General features: G+C 39.0%; 19 protein-coding genes. 16 read left to right on the top strand and 3 right to left on the bottom strand.

Annotation, left to right across the window (positions count from 1 at the left end; genetic code table 11):
• Window positions 1–238: 238 nt before the first annotated feature.
• The 11 genes from mnmC2 (at window position 239) to FHX64_RS09350 (ending at window position 12,184) form a co-directional block, all read left to right on the top strand.
• Window positions 239–913 (top strand): tRNA (5-methylaminomethyl-2-thiouridine)(34)-methyltransferase MnmC2, encoded by a 675-nt coding sequence (gene mnmC2 / locus FHX64_RS09400; protein WP_183413617.1) that lies wholly within the window; start codon window positions 239–241, stop codon window positions 911–913.
• A gap of 62 nt (window positions 914–975) precedes the next feature.
• On the top strand, window positions 976–3,807 hold the full coding sequence (gene uvrA, locus FHX64_RS09395; RefSeq protein WP_183413616.1) for an excinuclease ABC subunit UvrA: 2,832 nt from the start codon (window positions 976–978) through the stop codon (window positions 3,805–3,807).
• A gap of 269 nt (window positions 3,808–4,076) precedes the next feature.
• Window positions 4,077–5,582 carry a sensor histidine kinase gene (locus tag FHX64_RS09390; RefSeq protein ID WP_183413615.1) on the top strand — a complete coding sequence of 502 codons (1,506 nt, stop codon included), beginning with the start codon at window positions 4,077–4,079 and terminating at the stop codon, window positions 5,580–5,582.
• A 2-nt stretch (window positions 5,583–5,584) separates the two neighbouring features.
• Window positions 5,585–6,286, top strand: a complete 702-nt coding sequence (rprY, locus tag FHX64_RS09385; RefSeq protein WP_183413614.1) for a response regulator transcription factor RprY — start codon at window positions 5,585–5,587, stop codon at window positions 6,284–6,286.
• Window positions 6,287–6,413: 127 nt separating this feature from the next.
• Window positions 6,414–7,616, top strand: coding sequence for a metallophosphoesterase (locus FHX64_RS09380; protein WP_183413613.1), 1,203 nt, complete (start codon window positions 6,414–6,416; stop codon window positions 7,614–7,616).
• Window positions 7,617–7,729: 113 nt separating this feature from the next.
• Window positions 7,730–8,659 carry a transcription antitermination factor NusB gene (nusB, locus tag FHX64_RS09375; protein ID WP_183413612.1) on the top strand — a complete coding sequence of 310 codons (930 nt, stop codon included), beginning with the start codon at window positions 7,730–7,732 and terminating at the stop codon, window positions 8,657–8,659.
• Window positions 8,660–8,721: 62 nt separating this feature from the next.
• Window positions 8,722–9,051, top strand: a complete 330-nt coding sequence (yajC, locus tag FHX64_RS09370) for a preprotein translocase subunit YajC (RefSeq protein ID WP_183413611.1) — start codon at window positions 8,722–8,724, stop codon at window positions 9,049–9,051.
• A gap of 11 nt (window positions 9,052–9,062) precedes the next feature.
• Window positions 9,063–10,058, top strand: coding sequence for a YbbR-like domain-containing protein (locus FHX64_RS09365; RefSeq protein ID WP_183413610.1), 996 nt, complete (start codon window positions 9,063–9,065; stop codon window positions 10,056–10,058).
• A gap of 5 nt (window positions 10,059–10,063) precedes the next feature.
• Window positions 10,064–10,645: a dephospho-CoA kinase gene (gene coaE / locus FHX64_RS09360; RefSeq protein WP_183413609.1), complete on the top strand. Its 582-nt coding sequence runs from the start codon at window positions 10,064–10,066 to the stop codon at window positions 10,643–10,645.
• A 33-nt stretch (window positions 10,646–10,678) separates the two neighbouring features.
• A complete protein-coding gene (locus FHX64_RS09355; protein WP_183413608.1) occupies window positions 10,679–11,389 on the top strand; it encodes a YjjG family noncanonical pyrimidine nucleotidase in 711 nt (236 codons plus the stop codon).
• A gap of 21 nt (window positions 11,390–11,410) precedes the next feature.
• Window positions 11,411–12,184, top strand: a complete 774-nt coding sequence (locus FHX64_RS09350; RefSeq protein ID WP_183413607.1) for a C40 family peptidase — start codon at window positions 11,411–11,413, stop codon at window positions 12,182–12,184.
• Between the two features lie 37 nt (window positions 12,185–12,221).
• Here FHX64_RS09350 and truA read toward each other — a convergent pair whose 3' ends face one another.
• From truA to FHX64_RS09335, 3 genes are all read right to left on the bottom strand, one after another.
• Window positions 12,222–12,980 (bottom strand): tRNA pseudouridine(38-40) synthase TruA, encoded by a 759-nt coding sequence (truA, locus tag FHX64_RS09345; RefSeq protein ID WP_183413606.1) that lies wholly within the window; start codon window positions 12,978–12,980, stop codon window positions 12,222–12,224.
• Window positions 12,980–15,199 (bottom strand): LysM peptidoglycan-binding domain-containing protein, encoded by a 2,220-nt coding sequence (locus FHX64_RS09340; protein ID WP_183413605.1) that lies wholly within the window; start codon window positions 15,197–15,199, stop codon window positions 12,980–12,982. The genes truA and FHX64_RS09340 overlap by 1 nt, the downstream gene beginning before the upstream one ends.
• Window positions 15,200–15,734: 535 nt before the next feature.
• Window positions 15,735–16,337, bottom strand: coding sequence for a thymidine kinase (locus tag FHX64_RS09335; RefSeq protein ID WP_183413604.1), 603 nt, complete (start codon window positions 16,335–16,337; stop codon window positions 15,735–15,737).
• 82 nt (window positions 16,338–16,419) lie between these two features.
• Here FHX64_RS09335 and FHX64_RS09330 point away from each other — a divergent pair, with 82 nt between their 5' ends.
• From FHX64_RS09330 to FHX64_RS09310, 5 genes are all read left to right on the top strand, one after another.
• Window positions 16,420–17,139 carry a hypothetical protein gene (locus FHX64_RS09330; RefSeq protein WP_183413603.1) on the top strand — a complete coding sequence of 240 codons (720 nt, stop codon included), beginning with the start codon at window positions 16,420–16,422 and terminating at the stop codon, window positions 17,137–17,139.
• Between the two features lie 19 nt (window positions 17,140–17,158).
• Entirely contained in the window at window positions 17,159–17,833 is a 675-nt protein-coding gene (gene rsmI / locus FHX64_RS09325; RefSeq protein WP_183413602.1) for a 16S rRNA (cytidine(1402)-2'-O)-methyltransferase, read from the top strand.
• Window positions 17,834–17,918: 85 nt separating this feature from the next.
• Entirely contained in the window at window positions 17,919–18,779 is an 861-nt protein-coding gene (locus tag FHX64_RS09320) for a Cbp1 family collagen-binding glycoprotein adhesin (protein ID WP_183413601.1), read from the top strand.
• A 68-nt stretch (window positions 18,780–18,847) separates the two neighbouring features.
• A complete protein-coding gene (locus FHX64_RS09315) occupies window positions 18,848–19,609 on the top strand; it encodes a DUF6515 family protein (RefSeq protein WP_183413600.1) in 762 nt (253 codons plus the stop codon).
• 189 nt (window positions 19,610–19,798) lie between these two features.
• Window positions 19,799–20,749 carry a DMT family transporter gene (locus tag FHX64_RS09310; RefSeq protein WP_183413599.1) on the top strand — a complete coding sequence of 317 codons (951 nt, stop codon included), beginning with the start codon at window positions 19,799–19,801 and terminating at the stop codon, window positions 20,747–20,749.
• Window positions 20,750–20,767 lie beyond the last annotated feature (18 nt).

The raw sequence follows: 20,767 nt of genomic DNA, 5'->3' as shown, positions 1-20,767 counted from the left end.
CCGTCTTCCGAGTATTTATCCCTAAAATATTTATTTATAACAGATTTGAGGACAAAAAACCATCCATACTGCATGCACTATTATACTTTGCAAAGATAGCTAATTCAAACCCTTCTTCATGTTGTCTTTCTAAAAAAAAAGTTGTTTTACCGTATCTTGACCATAATTGTTTGTGATGATATTGCAGAATCATCCTATTTAATGGTTACTTTTGTCTTTTTAAAATGAATCGTTTGTTATGCATTCTTTCCTTTTGCAAATAACTGAAGATGGGTCACATACACTTTTTGTTCCTGAAATGGACGAGCATTACCATTCTACGCACGGAGCTATTCAGGAGTCAAATCATGTCTTTTTAAATGCCGGTTTGCTGGCATCACCATTGCAGGATTGGGATGTGTTTGAGGTAGGGTTTGGTACCGGACTGAATGCTTTGCTGACGGGATTGATGGCTACGAAACAAAAACGGCATTGTCATTATACTTCGATTGAGCTCTATCCGCTTCCTGAAGATGCCGTTTCGCATTTGAACTATTCGCAGATACTTGTCGACGATTCTGATTTATTTCGAAAGCTTCATGCTGCTCCCTGGAATGAAGAAATCCGGATAAATGAATATTTTTCCCTGCATAAGATTCAGGCTGATTTTACGCACCCTGAACTTCCCGAAAATCAGTTTTCAATTATTTATTTTGATGCTTTTGCTCCGACAAAGCAGGAGGAGATGTGGCAACCAGAACTTTTTACTGCCTTGTATCATAGTTTGAAAGAAGAAGGTATTCTGGTGACTTACAGTGCAAAAGGGAGCGTCCGCAGAATGATGCAGCAAGCTGGCTTCCGGGTGGAGCGATTACAAGGCCCTCCCGGGAAACATGAAATGTTGCGTGGCCGGAAGTCCGCTGAAAATGTATAAATGAATCATGAAGTGAAGTGTTTTGACTTAAAATCGCTTCCAGATAAGGATAAATAATAGATATGCAACAAGATATAGTTGAAAAGGAACAAATTGAGGTATATGGTGCCCGTGTGCACAATCTGAAAAATATTGATATCGTCATTCCACGTAATCAACTGGTGGTAGTCACCGGATTGAGCGGGAGTGGTAAGTCGTCACTGGCGTTTGATACGATTTTTGCAGAAGGCCAGCGTCGTTATATAGAGACATTTTCAGCTTATGCCCGAAACTTTTTGGGCAACCTGGAACGTCCGGATGTGGATATAATTACCGGATTGAGTCCTGTGATTTCCATTGAACAAAAGACCACCAACAAGAATCCGCGTTCGACAGTGGGAACAACAACGGAAATCTACGATTTTCTCCGGTTGCTGTTTGCGCGTGCCGGAGAAGCTCATTCCTATGTGACGGGTGAAAAAATGATCAAGTTTACTGATGAAGAGATTCTTGATCGCATTCAACATGAATACCAGGGGAAGAAGATTTATTTGCTGGCACCACTTGTTCGTAACCGAAAAGGTCATTATAAGGAGTTGTTTGAGCAGATTCGTAAAAAAGGATATCTGCATGTGCGGGTCGATGGTGAAATACGGGAATTGACTCCCATGATGCGCCTTGACAGATATAAGAATCATAGCATAGAACTGGTTATTGACAAACTGGTGGTGTCAGAGGGAGACGATCATCGGCTGAAGGCTTCCATTGCTACCGGGATGCAACAGGGGAATAATGATATCATGCTTTGGGATTATGCTTCCAATGAGATACGGCATTTCAGTAAGCATCTGATGTGTCCCACATCAGGCATTTCGTACAGTGAACCAGCTCCACATAATTTTTCGTTTAATTCTCCCCAGGGAGCGTGCCCGAAATGTAAAGGATTAGGCTTTGTCAACCAGATTGATATTGACAAAATTATCCCCGACAGATCTTTGAGTATTGCGCAAGGAGGCATTGTCCCGTTGGGAAAACATAAACATTCGTTGATCTTCTGGCAAATTGAGGCAATAGGTGAAAAATATGGGTTTCAGTCGAAAACTCCTATATCGGAAATTCCGGATGAAGCGCTGGATGAAATATTAAATGGGAGCAGCGATCCCTTAACGATTAAAAATGCAGCGCTGGGAACATCCAATTATTTTGCAACTTTCGAGGGAGTCATTAAATATATCGAGATGCAACGCGATAGCGATGCTTCACCAACTGAACAGAAATGGGCATCTCAGTTTGTGAAAACAATAATTTGTCCCGAATGTAACGGCACACGACTTAATATAGAAGCACGACATTATAAGATAGGGGATAAAACTATCTCCCAGTTGTCCGAGATGGATATTGTTGATCTATATAAATGGACTACAAATATTGAATCTGAATTATCGGAAAGGCAAAAGAAAATAGCAGCTGAAATTTTGAAGGAAATTCGTTCGCGATTGCAGTTTCTACTGGATGTGGGGCTGGGCTATCTTTCGCTCAATCGTAGCTCAATGTCTCTTTCAGGAGGAGAAAGCCAGCGTATCCGGCTCGCTACTCAAATTGGTTCGCAGCTAGTGAATGTGCTGTATATTCTGGACGAACCAAGTATCGGGTTGCACCAGCGCGATAACGACAGGCTAATTCATTCGTTGAAGCAATTGCGTGATAACGGAAACTCCATCATTGTAGTGGAACATGACCGGGATATGATGCTTGCTGCAGATTATGTTATTGATTTGGGCCCTCATGCCGGTCGTTTAGGAGGAGAGTTAGTATTTGCCGGAACCCCGGATCAGATGAAGCATATTTCAACGTTGACTGCCGACTATATCAACGGGAAAAAGAGTATCCGGATTCCGAAGCAACGACGACCGGGTAGTGGAAAAACTCTTGTACTGAAAGGCGCCGCAGGGAACAATCTGAAACAAGTGAATGTAACCTTCCCGCTGGGAATGTTGATTTGTGTGACCGGAGTTTCCGGAAGCGGCAAATCTTCCCTTATTAACGATACGTTACATCCTATTTTAAGCCAGTCATTTTATCATTCTTTGCAAGATCCTTTGCCATACGAATCAATCGAAGGAATGGAATACATTGATAAAGTGATTGAAGTTGATCAATCGCCTATTGGTCGTACTCCGCGTTCGAATCCGGCCACCTATACGGGAATATTTTCAGATATCCGTTCCCTTTTTGTTTCCCTTCCGGAGGCTAAAATACGCGGCTACAAACCCGGTCGATTTTCGTTTAATGTACCAGGTGGACGGTGTGATGTCTGTAGAGGCAACGGTTATAAAACAATTGAAATGAATTTTCTTCCTGATGTACTTGTGATGTGTGAAGCTTGCCACGGGAAACGGTATAATCGGGAAACCCTCGAAGTAAGGTTTAAGGGAAAATCGATTGCAGATGTGCTTGATCTGACTATTGATCAGGCTTTGGAGTTCTTTGACGCATTCCCTGTTATTTTACAAAAACTAAACGTCTTGCATGATGTGGGGTTGGGTTATATTCAGCTCGGACAGCCTTCATCCACTTTGTCGGGAGGTGAAAGCCAGCGTATTAAACTGGCGACTGAACTGGCAAAGAAAGATACTGGCAACACACTTTACATTTTGGATGAACCGACAACCGGCTTACACTTCGAGGATATCAAAGTGCTACTGCACGTCATCAATCGACTTGTAGACAAAGGAAATTCGGTGATTGTGATTGAGCACAATCCGGATGTTATTAAATCCGCTGATTATATTATTGACATGGGACCTGAAGGAGGGAAGGAAGGCGGATTTGTGATAGCATATGGCACGCCTGAGGAAATTGTGAAGAATGGAGTCGGGCCGACAGCAGAATTTTTGCGTCATGAATTAACTTAAGAAAAAATCTGCCTTTTTGTTGCCTTTTATCCGGTAAATCGAATTTAGCTGTAACTTGAAATGTTAAATCAATGGCTGCGATTTAACACAGAATCCCCGTTTTAACATTAAACCCCGTTAAAACGTTAATTCCAATCCCCCTAAAATCGAGTTGTTAAATCCGATCGCGGTTAAATCTTGTTAAGTAAAAACCAATCGTGAAAATTGACATTATTTTTGTTGATGAAAATAAATCACGCAGTAAAACAATCGATCGGGTACAATAATTTATGAAAAAAACGATTATTTGGGTGTTGTTGGCTATTATGAGTTTGACTTTTATAGGCATTGTCATCATCCAATTTCGTTATATTTCACAGATGTCTCAATTGATGGAGCGGCAGTTTGATACAAATGTGCAAAGAAGTTTATATCAGGTAGCTCGTGATGTAGAGGAGGCAGAGGCCACCAAATATCTTAAGCAGGAAATGGGGTCAGGTGAGCTGGCAAATGTTATGAGATCTCCATTGGCTGCGTTGAGCGATTCCATCGAAACTGTTGAGGATACACTTGATACCACATCATTGCAGACAGAGCCGAGAGTGTCGATCTCCGGATCGGGAGCCTCATCTTCTATCCAGGCCACGTCTCAAATGTATCAAAAACGTTTTGCGGACGCTTTTCTTCATGCAAAAAAAGTCGTTGATGTTGTTGCGTGGCGATGGATGCGGGATGCAATCACTGAAGAAATAACGCAGCGAATCAACATGGATCAGTTGTCTGCAATGCTTCAGGAAGAGTTTGCGAATAATTCTGTTTCTTTGCCATATTTTTACAAGATAACGGATCGCAAGGGAAGGGTTATTTATGAAAGCTCCGATAGTATCAGTGGTGTAAGCAATCAAGAAGGATATACCCAACGATTGTTCCCCAATGATCCAGAGAATGCTCACGAAGCTTTTTTGTCAGTTTATTTTCCAACCAAGAAAAGTATGCTGATTCACTCGATGTCATTGCTTTTGCCATGGGCCGTACTTTCGGTAATACTGCTGATTTCATGCTTGTTATCTATTATATTGATTTTTAGACAAAGAAGACTTAATGAAATTAAGAATGATTTTGTGAGCAATATGACCCATGAGCTTAAGACGCCGGTTTCAACCATTTCGTTGGCAGCTCAGATGCTGGGTGATCCAGCTGTCTCCAAAACTGCTGAAACACTTAAATATTACACACGCGTTATTGTTGACGAAACGAAACGGCTTAGTTTTCATATTGAAAAGGTTTTGCAGATGTCCACGTTTGAACGTGGAAATGGCAACCTGAAATTGACGGAAACCGATGTAAATGAACTTTTAAATATGATATTAGATAATTTCTGGGTAAAGGTTCATGCAAAACATGGCCAATTGCGAACAGAAATTCAGGCTACAGATCCTTTTGTGCTGGTTGATGAAACTCATTTTACCAATGTTTTGTACAATCTGATGGATAATGCCGTAAAATATACACCTACTAATCTCGTTTTAACCGTAAAAACGTGGAACGAAAAGGGAAATCTCTGTATTTCAATTCAGGATAATGGTGTAGGTATAAAGAAAGAATATCAAAAACGTATTTTTGATAAGTTTTTCCGGGTTCCTACCGGGAATGTCCATAATGTAAAAGGTTTTGGACTGGGACTTGCATACGTAAAACAAATAGTTGATGCGCATCATGGAACCATTAAGGTTGAAAGCGAAGTGAACATAGGCACCAAGTTTATTATTACATTACCAACTCTAAAAAACAATTAATCATGGAAGAAAAAACGAAAATTCTGTTGTGCGAAGATGATGAAAATCTGAGCATGTTATTGCGGGAGTATTTACAGGCTAAAGGGTATCATATTGACTTAGCTCCCGATGGTGAGGCCGGATATAAGGCATTTACAAAAGAAAAATATGATATCTGCGTTTTAGATGTCATGATGCCTAAAAAAGATGGTATCGAATTAGCTAAAGATATTCGGAATTTGCAATCAGACTGCCCAATCATCTTCTTAACTGCAAAAACAATGAAAGAAGATATTTTGGAAGGATTCAAAGCCGGTGCTGACGATTATATTTCCAAACCTTTTAGCATGGAGGAATTGATTTTCCGTATTGAAGCAATCATGCGTCGTACAAAAGGTAAGAAAGTCAAAGAAAAAGATACCTATTACCTTGGTAGATATACGTTTGACACACAGCGTCAGATTTTATCAATTGGGGACAGCCAAATTAAACTGACAACCAAAGAAACCGAATTGTTGACTTTGTTGGCAGCTAATATTAACGAAATGGTAGAACGTAATTTTGCTTTGCGTACTATCTGGATTGATGATAACTATTTCAATGCAAGAAGCATGGATGTTTACATCACTAAATTGAGAAAATTATTGAAAGACGATCCAGATGTTGGCATTATCAATATCCACGGTAAAGGATACAAATTGATTGCTCCAAAAGCAGAAGAATAATTTTTAGCATTCTTTTTTCAAAAAAGCTGTCTCTCCCTGAGATGGCTTTTTTTATTTACCTTTGTCTCATAAGGATTAGGAACATTGCATTTCTGTTGTAATTATCTATTTGTTAACTTCATTGCGTATGCGGACTTCATTGTTACTTACGGCCGTTTTGTTGCTTATTATTTTTTTTCCAGATTGGGTAATTTATAAGACGATAAAAAACCATGTGCAGAAGCGATGGCTGATTATTGTACACTGGCTGAGCACGTTTGTTTTCTTGTTAGGAATTTTGTTGTTGTTTTTTTTCGTCAGATCCTCGCATGACGAAGACCAGTTGCAGCTTTTCATGTGGTTTAATTGGTTGTTGTTACTTGTTTATATCCCAAAGCTTATTTTGTCTGTTTTTATACTGCTTAATAATATCATCCACAAAATCTTTCCTTTTGTTCGCCATACACTAGCTTATATTGGTTTGTTTTTAGCCGCTGTGTTTTTTGTCGGATTTATTTATGGTGCTATGCGTGGCCGGTTTGATGTGGTGACAACCCATGTTAAGATTTCATTTCCTTCATTGCCACCAGCATTTGATCATTTGAAGATTGTACAAATTTCAGATTTGCATCTGGGAAATTTTGGGCATGAGCCGCGTTTCTGGGATAATATAGTGCGTAAAATCAATGCAGAGAAGCCGGATATTATTGTCATGACAGGGGATATGATGAATAATTTTGCAAATGAGGTTACTCCCTATGATATAGAGCGCTTTAGCCATCTAAATGCGCCTTATGGTAAGTTTGCTATTTTAGGGAATCATGATTATGGAGATTATACACATTGGTCTTCTTCAGCAGCAAAAAGGGCGAATCTGGATAGTTTAGAACAACGGGAACGCAGGATGGGATTCCGGTTATTGCTGGATGAACATGTATTTGTGAAGAAAGGAGATGATAGCATAGCCGTAGCTGGTGTGCAAAACTGGAGTAAGCCACCGTTTCACTGCTACGGGAATCTGGCAAAAGCGATGCAGGACATTATCCATTTCCCTTTTGTGTTGTTGTTGACTCATGATCCAAATCACTGGATGGCACAAGTCGTTGATTATCCAACGATTTTTTTGACATTATCGGGTCATACTCATGGCATGCAATTTGGCATTAACAGGTTTGGATTGCATTGGTCGCCGGCGGAATGGATGTTTAAACAGTGGGATGGTTTGTATTGTTATCATCAGACAAAATATCTTTATGTCAATCGTGGGTTAGGTTATGTAGGCGTTCCAATGCGTCTTGGCATGCCTCCTGAGATTTCGGTCATAACATTGAATTGCGCTGATAAACAATGATTTTCTGTTGAGCTTTTTGTTTTGTAGTTGGCTTCATATAAGCTGTTTTTCATTTGGTACTCTTCTTTTAATATATTATCTTTGTCAAAGAAATTAGCAGAAGCGCTACCGACATGATTAATAGGATTTTGATCCGTATAAAAATTGTGCAGCTTGTATTTGCCTACTACAAAAGCGGTGAAAAAGATTACAAGTCTGCTGAAAAAGAGTTATTTCACAGTATTGAAAAAACCTATGAGTTGTATTTTTACCTGTTGTTGCTGGCAGTAGAAATTACCCGTTATGCCCGTTTGCGAATGGACAATGCCTTGCATAAATTTCGTCCATCCGACCGGGATCTTGCTCCTAATCGCCGTTTCGTTGATAATTTGTTTATTGCACAATTAGAGCAGAATGAGCATTTCAACAGCTTTATTGGAACTCAGAAACTGGCTTGGACAGACCACGCCGAGGTCGTCAAATCTCTTCATGAGTCCATGATTAATTCCTCATTATATGAGGAATATATGGAAGGCTCTGGTAATAATTATGAAGAAGATAAAGATTTGTGGCGTAGGTTTTTCCGTCATGAAGTACTGAATAGCGAGCTGCTGGAGTCGACACTGGAAGAACAAAACATCTATTGGTGCACTGAGTTAGACTTTGTGATCAGTTTTATTTTGAAAACCATCAAACGTTTTGATCAAAGCAAGGGGTCTTCCCAACCATTGTTGGCAATGTATAATCATGAGGATGACAGAGACTTTGCCAAACAACTTTTTTACGATACCATAACAAAAGGAGACGAAAATCGTAAGCTGATTGATGAGTTTACTAAAAACTGGGAACTTGATCGTATTGCGTACATGGATGTGATCATTATGATGGTAGCACTTGGTGAATTGAGAGGTTTTCCAACGATCCCTGTTAACGTTACGCTCAACGAATATATAGAACTGGCAAAACAGTACAGTACCGATAAAAGTGCTACTTTTGTCAATGGTGTTCTGGATAAAATTGTAGAACACTTGAGACAGGAAGGTCAATTGATCAAAGTAAACTAATTTTCTGTTTCTGAGCAAGATATATAGCATGTGTAAATTTATAATCCATTAATTTTTTATTTATGAATACTTTAGCTCTAATTTTACAAGCTGCACCAGCAGGAAATGCTGGTGGAATGGGTAATTTCTCCGGCATCATCATGATCGTACTACTGTTTGTAGTGTTTTATTTTTTCATGATTCGTCCACAATCGAAACGTCAAAAGGAGATTAAGAACTTTCGCGCTTCTATGAAAGTTGGCGATAAAGTGATCACTTCAGGTGGTATTTATGGCCGAATTAAAGAGATTAATGACGACTCAGTTTTACTTGAAATAGATGAGAATGTACGTGTCAGAGTAGATAAAAATTCAGTTTTTGCAACTGCTTCGGATACGCAAAGTCCTAAATAAGTTTTTATCGTATGTCTGCTAGCCATTTTAAAAAGCAGATCATTCGCTTAAGCAAAAAAGCAAAGACTTCTTTCAAAACTAAAGAGGTTCTTGTTTTTTTGCTTTTTTATATCCTTTCTACGTTACTGTGGTTCCTATACAAAACCAGTCAGTTGCAGGAGGTTCATTTGGATGTACCTATAGTTTATCAAGGAATTCCATCCAATGTCGAAATTGATGGTTCCTTACCGTCGCATTTGGTTGCTGTTTTCAAAGATAAAGGATCTTCTCTTTTCTTCTACCTGCTTGGAGAAAAATTACCTCCTGTAACTATCGATGTCTCTAATAGGTTTGTGGCATCCAATGAGAAGATAGCTATATTGACGCGTTATTATGAAAAGGAAGTTTCGTCTCATTTGCGTTCTTCAGCAGGATCTTTGTTCTTAATGCCGGATACGCTGGTTATTTCTTACACAAAATTATATGCAAAGCGATTGCCTGTTCGTTTTTCGGGAAATATCCAATTAGCACGCCAATATATTTTATCTGATTCATTACGTATGATGCCGGACGAAGTGGCAGCGTTCGGGCCAAAGAAAATACTCGACACGATGCAGGCTATTTATACCAAGCCGATATCATTGCTAAACGTCCAGGATTCCACGGATGTAAAATGTCAATTATTTATTCCTCCTTTAGTACATGTGGATCCGCCTATGGCTGTTTTGCATCTTTGTGTAGAACCTTTCACCGAAAAGATTCTGGAGATTCCCATTCAAGGCATTAATATGCCCCAGAATTTAATTCTCAGAACTTTTCCTGCTACAGTCAAAGTAGTATGCCTGGTTGGTATTTCACATTTTAATGATTTGATGGCAAAAGATTTTAAGGCTATAGTTGATTACAATAGCCTAGATACCAAAACATCACGCAAGGCAACCGTTATATTGACGGGGCCTGCTTCCTTTATAAGCAATTGTCATATCGTTCCTGAGTCGGTTGATTATTTACTGGAACCCAAACAATAATAAGTATGCTGAAGATTGGTCTGACAGGTGGGATGGGGAGTGGAAAATCTATTGTGGCGCAATATTTTCATGCCTTAGGATATCCTGTATATGATACCGATTGGCATGCAAAATATTTAATGCAACATGACAATAGTCTGCATGAACAATTAATAGCAACATTTGGCATTGCTGTTTTTGTAGATAATAAACTGAATAAAAAACACTTAGCATCTTTGGTGTTTAATTCTCCTGAAAAACTTGCGATACTGAATCAGTTAGTACATCCATGTGTTAAAGCTGATTTTTTGCGGTGGGTAGGCTCCCAATCATCGCCTATGATGTTTTTAGAGTCTGCCATTTTGTTTGAAAGTAATTTTTCGTCCATTGTCGATCATACCATTGTAGTGACTGCCCCTGAGCCTTTACGTATGGCTCGTGTTATGCTACGTGATGGCATGTCGAAAGAAGCAATTAATGAGCGTTTAAAATATCAATGGGCTGAAAATGACAAAATAATGATGGCAGATTATGTCATTATCAACGACGATCGGCATTCCATCATTGACCAGTGTAATGGCATTCTTTCTAAATTGACGGAGTCTTAAACAAATTGATCACCAAGCGATAATTGAATTTGCATGTCACGATATAAATATCTTTTATTTGATTTAGATGATACTTTGTGGAATTTCAGAGAAAATTCCAAGGCAGCTTTACAAAATATATTTGACGAATATGATCTAAAACGCTATTATGCATCGTTTGGCGATTATTTTGATCGTTATGAAGAGCATAATAGAATGTTATGGCGATTATATGGCAATCAGCAGATTACAAAGACATTTCTAAATATAGAAAGATTTTTGGCCCCTTTGCGTCCTTTTGGTATCCTCGATACAGCATTGGCTGGAGAAATGGGAACGGCTTATCTGGATCGCTGTGCTGAAAAAACATTGAAGATGCCTCATGCAATTGAAACGCTGGAACATTTAAAATCGCAGTATGATTTATCTATTATCTCTAATGGTTTTAGTGAAGTTCAGTTTAAAAAAATGAATCGTTCAGGCTTGTCTTCTTTTTTCTCACATGTGTTTCTTTCAGAAACTATTGGCCATCATAAGCCTGATCCTGCGTTTTTTTCGAAGGTATTACAGACATTGAGAGCTGCAAAAAGCGAATGTTTGGTGATAGGAGATAATTATACGGTCGATATTGAAGGAGCCATGAACTCAGGATTGGATCAGGCATATTATGTTCCCGAAGATCAAGCCTTGAATGACTCTGAATTGCCGATTAAGCCTACTTATATTATTCGTGATTTGGCTGAACTAATCACGTTGTTGGCATAATTTATATCATATCTTAAAACTATGTATGGCATTAATTTAATGGGTATTCTTCCTCTCAGAAGTGAAGCTTCGGAAGAAAGTGAACAATTGACTCAAATACTTTTTGGAGAGTATTTCCGTGTTGATGAATGGTTGGAAAAATGGGTTCATATTGAGAACATGCGTGATGGGGAACGAGGTTGGATTGATCGTAAAATGATGACTTCGATTGATGAAGATGTCTTTAGTAGACTGTGTGACACTTCGCAATTGGTTTCATCCGTTCCATTTGCCTATGCCATGACAGATAAAAATGAAAGAATCCCGTTAACTGGCGGATCGGTGCTTCCTTTTTATGATGTAGAGAAAGAATCTATGTCAATTGGAGGAAGAAATATCATGTTTTCTCGTACAAATGTAGCAATTGACACGGCCAATATCGATTTTGTGTCTGCTGCTCTTGCTTTTTTGCATTCTCCTTATTTGTGGGGTGGAAAAAATGTGATGGGGATTGATTGTTCCGCTTTGGTGCAGGTGGCGGCTTCTATGTGTGGCGTATTGTTACCCCGAAATTCCCGTCAACAGGTTATGATCGGGCAACAGATTAATTTTTTATCGGAAGCCCAACGGGGTGATTTAGTGTTTTTTGATCATGAAGACGGCAAAATCAGCCATGTGGGTATCCTGTTGAATAACCATGAGGTTTTGCATGCGTCAGGTGAAGTACACATTGCTCCAATTGACCACTATGGCATCCGGTCAGTTTTCACTGGTAACTATTCCCATGCTTTACGGGCAATACGGCGTATTATATAGTCTTAGAGAAATGAAAATGTTATTAATCTGCTTTCTTTTAGTTCAGTGCGAAGAGCTCTTGTGGATATGTAACGTGAATCAGGTATAGTCCGTCTGGATTAACGGAAGCTCCTGCTTTATTCCGGTTTTTTGCCTCAATAATATCTCTGAAATTTTCTTCATCGATATTTCCACGTCCAATCTGAAGCAAGGTTCCTACAATAGCGCGTACCATATTGCGTAAAAAACGATTAGCTGTAATAGTAAATACCCATAAATCACCTCGTTGTTTCCAGAAAGCCTCTTGAATAATACAGTCATTGGTTTTTACATCAGTGTGCAGTTTGCTGAAACTTGTAAAATCCGTATATTTCAATAACATAGATGCTGCTCGATTCATTGCTTCGAAATCTAAAGGAGCGTATACCGCAGTAGCAGCGTGGAGATAAAATGGATTTTTTTTCGTTATAATCCAATATTCATAAGTACGACTGCTAGCATCAAAACGGGCATGAGCATCAGGACGTACGGGTCTGATTTGATCAATAGCAATAGATTGTGGTAAAATACCATTTAATTGTTTTTTTATGAGGTCAATATTATCAAGCAGGGGTAAATCAACATGTGCAACCATTTCTAGGGCATGTACACCGGTATCTGTCCGACCTGCTCCTACAATTTCTATTGGCTTTTTAAATAAGATTGTGAGTGCATCTTCTATGGTTGCCTGAATGGATTTAGCATTGGGCTGAATTTGCCATCCATGATATTCATTACCGTTGTAGGCAATCCACAGAAAATAACGTTGCGTTGCCATTATTTCTCAGTATCAACCAGAATTTTCAGACTTTGGCCTATGTTTAATTCGTTTTTGGAAAGATGATTTATCCTTTTTATTTCGGCAACAGTGGTATGATATGCCTTAGCAACAGATAAAAGTGTGTCCCCTGGTTTTACTACATATTCTTGAGTTGTTGTCGTAGTTTTTTGGGTAGCTATACTGTCTGCAGGAGTTAATCTTAAAATTTGATTCTCTCTGAGTTTTTCCTTTGCTCTTAAATGATTGAAAGCCCTGAGCTGATCAACCGAAATATGATGTTGTGTGGCAATAGAGTAGATTGTTTCTCCTTTTTTTACAATGTGTTGTGTCGCTGTTTGATCCTGAGGGGAAACTGTTTTAGTTGCAGAATCAGGCTTTGATTCTGTTTTTTTTGAATGCAGGGGTTTGGAAACGACAACAAAAGCTGTTTTATTAACCTGAATCAGCAGCGTCTTACCAGGATCGATTGTTTTCTGACGGTATGAAATACCATTCCATCCTTTCAGATCTCTGACAGAAATATGATATTTATCTGCGATTGATGAGAATGTTTCTCCTTCTTTTACAATATGTTTTTCGACAGCCTGATACGTTGTTCGTAGTGTGTCAAGAACGACATTATGTGGTGTGTTTTCATTAGGCTCTTTTAATTGCAAAGTAAACCCTTTGGCGCTTTTTGTAGCTGAGGTTTCATGTTCTATTTCTGTAGAATCGTTTGTTTGCTTATTGTTTACCGTCGTTGTTTCTTGTGCCCTTGGCGCAGGAGCAGGGGCGTTTATTGTTTCTTCAGGCTGATTTGCCTTTGGTTGAGTACTAACAATTGTTTTTTTTTTCTTTCCTACAATTAAGACTTTGCCCGGCTGTAGCATAGACTCATGCATATGATTTAATCTTTTTAGTGCAGCTACATTAGTATGATATTCTCTTGCAATAGTATAAAGCGATTCTCCTGAACGAACACGGTGTGTTTTGTTAACAGTAATGACACGCGTTGTCTCGGATGGTTGTTGAATGTTAGAATCTTCTGCGTTGGAATTAGAAGTTGTTTCTGGCTCTTGGGCAATACTTGTATTTATCTCTTTTTGCTTAATAATGAGCCGCATTCCCTTTCTAAGATGGTTGGATGACAAGTGATTCCATTCTTTCAATGCTTTTGTGGTCACATGATATTTGTGAGCAATTGACAATAATGTTTCACCCGTATGTACGCGATGAATTGTTTCTTTTGTTACTGGTGGTTCATCCGAATTGTTGCTAGCCGTTGTTTCTTTTGTATTTGTGATTTTTTTTGAATTAGAAGATTCTGCTATCACCTTCTTATCAATGATGAGTTTTTGTCCGGGTTTTATTTCATTAGATGACAGATTGTTCCATTCCTTGAGTTTCTCCTCGTTTACATGATATCTCCGGGCAATAGTGTAAAGCGATTCTCCTTTTCTTACACGATGAATGATTTTGTGAAAGGATGTACTCTCTTCACTTTGGGATGTTACATTGTCAGAAGAAGATGTGTTGATGATGAGTTTTTGTCCAGGTTTGATTTTATTGTTTGACAAATGATTCCATTCCTTGATTTGTTTCTCTGTTACATGGTACCTGTGGGCAATAACATACAACGATTCTCCTTTTTGTACGCGATGATCCACAACATCAGCGAGCGATACAGGATCGGCACTGCTACTGGCTGACGCAAATTCATCAGTTGAAAAGGGCATATCATTTGCTGTGTATTGGGTTGCAGCGCTAGATTGAAAGACAGAACGGCTGGTTACGTATCGTTTAGCATAATATGCTTCCTGTGTGTTGTCGATGCGGACTCCGCCATCAAGCGCAGCGTGAATGAAATTGACTCCGCCATCGGAATTCTTTCCTATTACAATGCCAACATGCCCGATGCGATCCCTCCTGCTATTGCTCCCTTTGAAAAAGATCAGATCTCCTTTCTTCAAATCATCAATGGCTACTTTGATGCCATCGAACACCTGCTCTCTGGATGATTCACCGAGCAAGAATCCAAAACGCTGAAAAACATAATGGGTAAAGCCAGAACAATCAAAACCGTTTGGACCTTTATCTCCCAAATGATAAGGTTTATGGAGCAATGTTTTAGCATATTCAACAATAGCATCACGTAGTTCTGTATTCTGTTTAAATGATTGGGCCGAAATTGCCATCACATTTACCCAAAGTAGTACGGAAAGAAGGTAGTGGCGCATTGTGTAGATGTTTTTGGTTATTAATCAGAAAAGCACAGTAATAAGCTATTTTGTTATTAGCCAGTTTTCATTCAAAGTTTACAAAGTACACAGATTTCAAAACACAGAAGAAAAGCCGTTGATTTTATCATGGTCGATTTTTCAGGTTTTATAATCTTGCTTTGTGTGGAACAAATATAGGGGAAATATTTTGGAAAGAAGAAAGCTTAAGGCTCCTTTTTCTGTGGTTTAAATAATTTTTGGTTGATCATATTCTTTCGGTAGTATTTTGGTTAAAATATAAGCGATAGCAAAGATCCTTTTATGAAAGTATTGTTTTATAACGATTTAATGAGACGGTTTATTGTTATTTGTTTAACATGAAATAAGGAGCACCAGCCGTTACTTTCCTTTTCTGCATGACTTCTTGCACTCTTTATTCGTATTTTTTGATAAGTATAGATGGCAATATTGCGATTTTTTATGCTTTATGCATACGCATTCAACGTAGAGTGTTTTTAATAGAAGACAGACATGTTTAGTGGGCTGTTGGTTCTTAGAAAAGAGAGCCTTTACTTTGTTTTTGTTTCTCAGCTTCAAAACAATGTCGGCAAATAGGTTCATATTCATCCTTTTCTCCTAAAAGTACTTGTTTGTTGTCCGCTACCAATCGGTGAGAAACATAGGCCGGACTGCCGCAACGAACACAAATTGCATGTTCCTTTGTGACATCATCTGCTATTGCCATAAGAGCAGGCATAGGACCGAATGGCACTCCCCGGAAATCCATGTCAAGTCCTGCAACAATAACGCGGAACCCCATCGTTGCTAATTTATTACAAACATCAACAATGCCATCATCAAAAAACTGCGCTTCGTCTATACCGATGACATCGACATCTCCTGCCAGCAGAAGAATGTTTTGTGACGAGTCAACCGGTGTTGACAAAATGGAATGATGATCATGAGATACAACTTCATCTTCCGAAAACCGGTTATCAATAGCAGGCTTGAATATTTCAACTCTTTGTTTGGCAAATTCTGCTCTTCGCAAACGACGAATCAGTTCTTCCGTTTTCCCTGAGAACATTGAACCACAAATTACTTCTAAACTGCCTTTTTTCCCGGTGGAATTAAAATTCGATTCAAAATAGATCATAGCATTGTTTTTTGTACCTTTACACGTGATTTGCAAAGATAAATGTTGTGTTTTATTTTGTTACCTGCCAATGGAAAAACTTATGAACAAAACTATTTTATTTACCTTAATTGAAAAGGAAATCAGCGAATTGGAAGTTCTTGTAAAAGGGATGAAAGAGATCAATACCCTTTCTCCAACTCTTCTTTCGCTTACAAAAAGTAAAGTCAATGCTATCTTAGAGGATCTGGATCAAATTTCTCATTTGCCTGTACCGGAAACTCATAAATCAGTTGAAAAAATTGATTTCGAAGAAGCAATAGAAGTACAACAACCCATTACAACAGTAATAGCTGAACCTGCACAAAAGATTACCAGTGATGAATCTGTTCCAATTCAGCCTGCCGCAATGAATGATCCGCATATTGAAGTTGTTATCCCAGAACTCCCGGTTATGGAAAACGTGTCAGATATAAAAGAACCCATTCATGTAAAGGGAACAAGTACTTCTTTGGCAGAAATATTAAACAGCAACAAACAATCGCTGAATGACACCATTGCTCTACAGGCAGAAGCTTCTCTGGCTGAGACTTTGCAAAAAAGTAAAGTGGAAGATTTGCGTCAGGCCATTACCTTGGCTGATCGGTTCCGTTTTCAACGTGAGTTATTTGGGGGAAATGGAGAAAAATTCAATACAACACTTACCCAGCTTAATGCTGCTACCACCAAAGAAGAGGCTATGTCGTTGTTACATACGTTTGGATGGGACGAAAATAATACACATGTCATTGCGTTTTTAAATCTGGTGATGCGTAAATTTTAGAAGTTAGAGAGCTTTACTTATGGGCAAATTATATCTCGTACCAACTCCGATAGGCAATTTGGAAGATATGACCTTTCGGGCACTGCGAATTCTTAAGGAGGTCGATCTGATTTTAGCAGAAGATACCCGTACAACCGGTTTTTTATTGCACCATTTTCAGATAGAAACCCGCATGACATCGCATCATAAATTCAACGAACATCAGACAGTCGCTGCTTTGGCTGATCGGATTGCACAAGGAGAAACAATGGCATTGGTTTCGGATGCAGGTACGCCGGCCATTTCCGATCCTGGATTTCTTTTGGTTCGCACATGTGTTGAACGGGATCTTGAAGTAGAATGTTTGCCTGGTGCAACTGCATTTGTGCCCGCTTTGGTAAATTCCGGGTTACCAAATGACCGCTTCTGCTTTGAAGGTTTCTTGCCGCAAAAAAAAGGAAGGCAGACCCGTTTGAAAGAATTGTCGGAGGAAACGCACACCATGATTTTTTATGAATCTCCCTTCCGTCTGATCAAGACTTTACAGCAGTTAGGAGAGGTTTTAGGTGCTGAACGTAAAGCCTCTGTTTCCCGTGAATTGACAAAAATATATGAAGAGACTGTACGCGGCACGCTACCCGAACTGGTAACTCATTTTGAAGCTCATCCACCTAAAGGAGAAATTGTGCTAATTGTTGCTGGCAAAGAGAGTTAATCCACTTTTTTTTGTATTACCTTTGCCACATAATTTTTATCAGCGGGAAGAAATACTAATCTACTCATTTTCAATATTCACAGCTATGAAACAACTCCTTTTTATCCTCAGTGTGGCACTTGTTGCATCGTGTAGTCACCCAACATCTGATGTAAAAAAATTGCAACAGGAAAATGATTCTTTGTTGCACGCCAAAGCACAACTAGAAAGTGAAACAAATGATTATCTCACATCGATGAATGAGATTGAAGATAACTTCAGCAAAATCAAAGAAATGGAGAATTATATCCAAACAAATAAATCGAATGAGAACGCTCCTGATATCCGCACCCAGATAAACGATGATGTGATCCAGATCAGTGAGATACTGAAAGCTAATCAGGAAAAACTGGCTGTGTTGAATCACAAACTTAGCAGAAGTAATTTGCGCATAGCTGCCTTGGAGCAAACTGTTGCACGGCTCAATGCAACCTTAAACGAAAAGATTCAGACCATTCAGGCTCTTTCAGACCAGTTGAAAATTAAGGATGCTACCATCACTGAATTAAGTAGAAACGTAGATACCCTGCATCAAACTGTAAACACGTTAAATGCTCAAAAACAGGCACAACAACAGGAGATTGCTTCACAAGATACAAAACTGAATACTGCATGGTATGTGTTCGGTACGGCTAAAGAATTGAAAGCGCAGAAGATTATCAGTGGCGGTGGTTTGTTTTCTCAGGAAAAAATACTTCAGAAAGATTTCAACAGACAATATTTCGTAAAGATTGATATTCGTCAGGTAAAAAGCATTCCTCTTTATTCCAAAAGAGTCAAAATATTGACGACGCATCCTCAGGGATCCTATTCGCTTGATAAGAAAGATGGCAATTATGTGCTTAATATCAAAGATTATAAGGAATTCTGGAGCGTTTCTCGCTATCTTGTTATACAAGTCGATTAAACTTTTTAGTAAGATAATGGTCAAAGGTGTAGAAAGAGCTTCCAAATTCACTTCTAAAACACAGCTTTATGAAAACGATTGAATTATTGCGATTTAAATCATGGAATCCATATTCGTTCCAATCACGGTTCATCTACACCGTTATGATAACTCTTATTTTTCTTTTTTCAATAACAATGCCAGTTGCAGCACGTGGAGAAGGAGAACATCACGAGCGAGGAGGCAGGATGCATGAAGGGAAAGGCGAACGGAAAGAAATGAAACTTGAACGGCGCGAAAATCGGATGATGAAAGAACGTCCGTATAATCGTCCAAATATCACTCCAGAAGGGCGTATGCCGGGAAATGTCTATTCTTCGAACAATGTGACAATCAATAACCGCATTGTTAGCGTTAACAGACCGGAACATAATTGGCCGGCACGTGGTGCAGCTATTGATGCTTTGCCTTCCGGAAGTATTGTTAGAGTGCATGCAGGCATACGTTTTGCCTTCAATAATGGCATCTTTTACCGTCCTTACAGTGGTCATTATGTGGTTTGTGCCCCTCCGGTTGGTTTTAGAATCAGATTTTTGCCAATGGGATTCATTACTTTCTCCCTGATGAATATTCCTTACTATTATTATGCTGGAGCCTATTATCAACGTGTTGGTCCTGAGTATGTTGTTGTTGAGCCTCCTCTGGGCGCTTTGGTGCAAAGCATTCCACAGGGTGGGCAACAACTGATTATTGACGGAAATACTTACTATATTGTAGATGGCGTTCAATATCAGGCGGTCATTTACAATGATCAGATTTGGTACAAAGTCATTAAAGTTGATGCTAATTAATCTGCATTAAACCAGTAAGCCTATAGAAGCAGGAAAGAGGATCCATCTTTTCCTGCTTTTTTGTTGTATTTTTGCGTCATTCAATTAATTTGCTTGAAAACATATCTACAGACTGCTGGAAGGATTTCAAGGAATGTGATTGCATTGAAGAATATTCTTAACAAACAGCTTGTTATATTTCATTACATAATGAATCAGGAAAAGTTCAAAGGGCATATAGCTATGGTTGTTGCTTCCATCATTTTTGGTGCCAACGTTCCGTTTTCGAAGATGTTGTTGCCAAACTGGATGTCAGCTGAAGCAATGAGCTACTCCCGGTTTTTGTTTGGTGCAATTGCGTTTTGGGTCACATCTTTGTTTGTGCATTCGGAGCGTGTCCCGTTGAAGGATTTGGGCATCTTGATGTTGGGTGCTATTTTGGGTATTGTTTTTAACCAGGGATTCTTTATTGAAGGTTTGCTACGCACCACTTCATCTGAAGCCTCGATTGTATCAACTATTACTCCTCTTCTGGTCATGATTATTTCCTTCATTTTTTTGAAGGAACCCATTACCATGAAAAAAACCGGAGGCGTATTTTTAGGATTAATAGGTGTTTTAGCTATCATTTTTACGACTGAGGTCGAAGGAAACAATCATAATTCGTCTGTGTTCGGAGATGTTCTTTGTATGGGTAGCAGTTTGTCCTATGCTTTTTTTCTGATCGTTACACGGGACATTTCAAAGCGTTATCAGCCATTGACGATTATGAAATGGATGTTTCTGTTTGCTGCTATTTTTACTTCACCGTTTGAGATTAAGGGACTTGTCAATTCTAACATCTTTCATCATGCTCCTTTGTTTGCATGGAATAGTTTTTTATACATGCTCATCGGGGCGACATTTATTACGTATCTTCTGATTCCGTTTTCCCAAAAGCGCATCCGGCCAACAACCATCGGCATGTATAATTATCTGCAACCGTTAGTAGCGTCGTTGATTTCTATTTTAATGGGTAAAGAGGCTTTTACCTGGATTAAACCGGTTGCTGCTTTCTTGATTTTCGCGGGAGTATATCTGGTGACAACCAGCAAATCGAAAGAAGATGTGGAACGTGCGTTGGTAACTGAACCTGTCACGGAGCCCGTAAGAAGCCATTAGATACTTTATAAACAACAT

This window comes from Microbacter margulisiae (genome assembly GCF_014192515.1).
GTDB lineage: Bacteria > Bacteroidota > Bacteroidia > Bacteroidales > Paludibacteraceae > Microbacter > Microbacter margulisiae.
The sequence above is the reverse complement of the archived record's forward strand: the minus strand, read 5'-3'. Positions and strand labels throughout refer to the sequence as shown.

What these genes read in the sequence shown, in the direction of transcription:
- nusB (WP_183413612.1), top strand. Translation starts at nt 7,730, where the DNA reads ATGATTAATAGGATTTTGATCCGTATAAAAATTGTGCAGCTTGTATTT.
- mnmC2 (WP_183413617.1), top strand. Translation starts at nt 239, where the DNA reads ATGCATTCTTTCCTTTTGCAAATAACTGAAGATGGGTCACATACACTT.
- truA (WP_183413606.1), bottom strand. Translation starts at nt 12,980, where the DNA reads ATGGCAACGCAACGTTATTTTCTGTGGATTGCCTACAACGGTAATGAA.
- FHX64_RS09315 (WP_183413600.1), top strand. Translation starts at nt 18,848, where the DNA reads ATGAAAACGATTGAATTATTGCGATTTAAATCATGGAATCCATATTCG.
- FHX64_RS09330 (WP_183413603.1), top strand. Translation starts at nt 16,420, where the DNA reads ATGAACAAAACTATTTTATTTACCTTAATTGAAAAGGAAATCAGCGAA.
- coaE (WP_183413609.1), top strand. Translation starts at nt 10,064, where the DNA reads ATGCTGAAGATTGGTCTGACAGGTGGGATGGGGAGTGGAAAATCTATT.
- FHX64_RS09365 (WP_183413610.1), top strand. Translation starts at nt 9,063, where the DNA reads ATGTCTGCTAGCCATTTTAAAAAGCAGATCATTCGCTTAAGCAAAAAA.
- uvrA (WP_183413616.1), top strand. Translation starts at nt 976, where the DNA reads ATGCAACAAGATATAGTTGAAAAGGAACAAATTGAGGTATATGGTGCC.
- yajC (WP_183413611.1), top strand. Translation starts at nt 8,722, where the DNA reads ATGAATACTTTAGCTCTAATTTTACAAGCTGCACCAGCAGGAAATGCT.
- FHX64_RS09340 (WP_183413605.1), bottom strand. Translation starts at nt 15,199, where the DNA reads ATGCGCCACTACCTTCTTTCCGTACTACTTTGGGTAAATGTGATGGCA.
- FHX64_RS09310 (WP_183413599.1), top strand. Translation starts at nt 19,799, where the DNA reads ATGAATCAGGAAAAGTTCAAAGGGCATATAGCTATGGTTGTTGCTTCC.
- FHX64_RS09350 (WP_183413607.1), top strand. Translation starts at nt 11,411, where the DNA reads ATGTATGGCATTAATTTAATGGGTATTCTTCCTCTCAGAAGTGAAGCT.
- rprY (WP_183413614.1), top strand. Translation starts at nt 5,585, where the DNA reads ATGGAAGAAAAAACGAAAATTCTGTTGTGCGAAGATGATGAAAATCTG.
- FHX64_RS09335 (WP_183413604.1), bottom strand. Translation starts at nt 16,337, where the DNA reads ATGATCTATTTTGAATCGAATTTTAATTCCACCGGGAAAAAAGGCAGT.
- FHX64_RS09380 (WP_183413613.1), top strand. Translation starts at nt 6,414, where the DNA reads ATGCGGACTTCATTGTTACTTACGGCCGTTTTGTTGCTTATTATTTTT.
- FHX64_RS09390 (WP_183413615.1), top strand. Translation starts at nt 4,077, where the DNA reads ATGAAAAAAACGATTATTTGGGTGTTGTTGGCTATTATGAGTTTGACT.
- FHX64_RS09355 (WP_183413608.1), top strand. Translation starts at nt 10,679, where the DNA reads ATGTCACGATATAAATATCTTTTATTTGATTTAGATGATACTTTGTGG.
- rsmI (WP_183413602.1), top strand. Translation starts at nt 17,159, where the DNA reads ATGGGCAAATTATATCTCGTACCAACTCCGATAGGCAATTTGGAAGAT.
- FHX64_RS09320 (WP_183413601.1), top strand. Translation starts at nt 17,919, where the DNA reads ATGAAACAACTCCTTTTTATCCTCAGTGTGGCACTTGTTGCATCGTGT.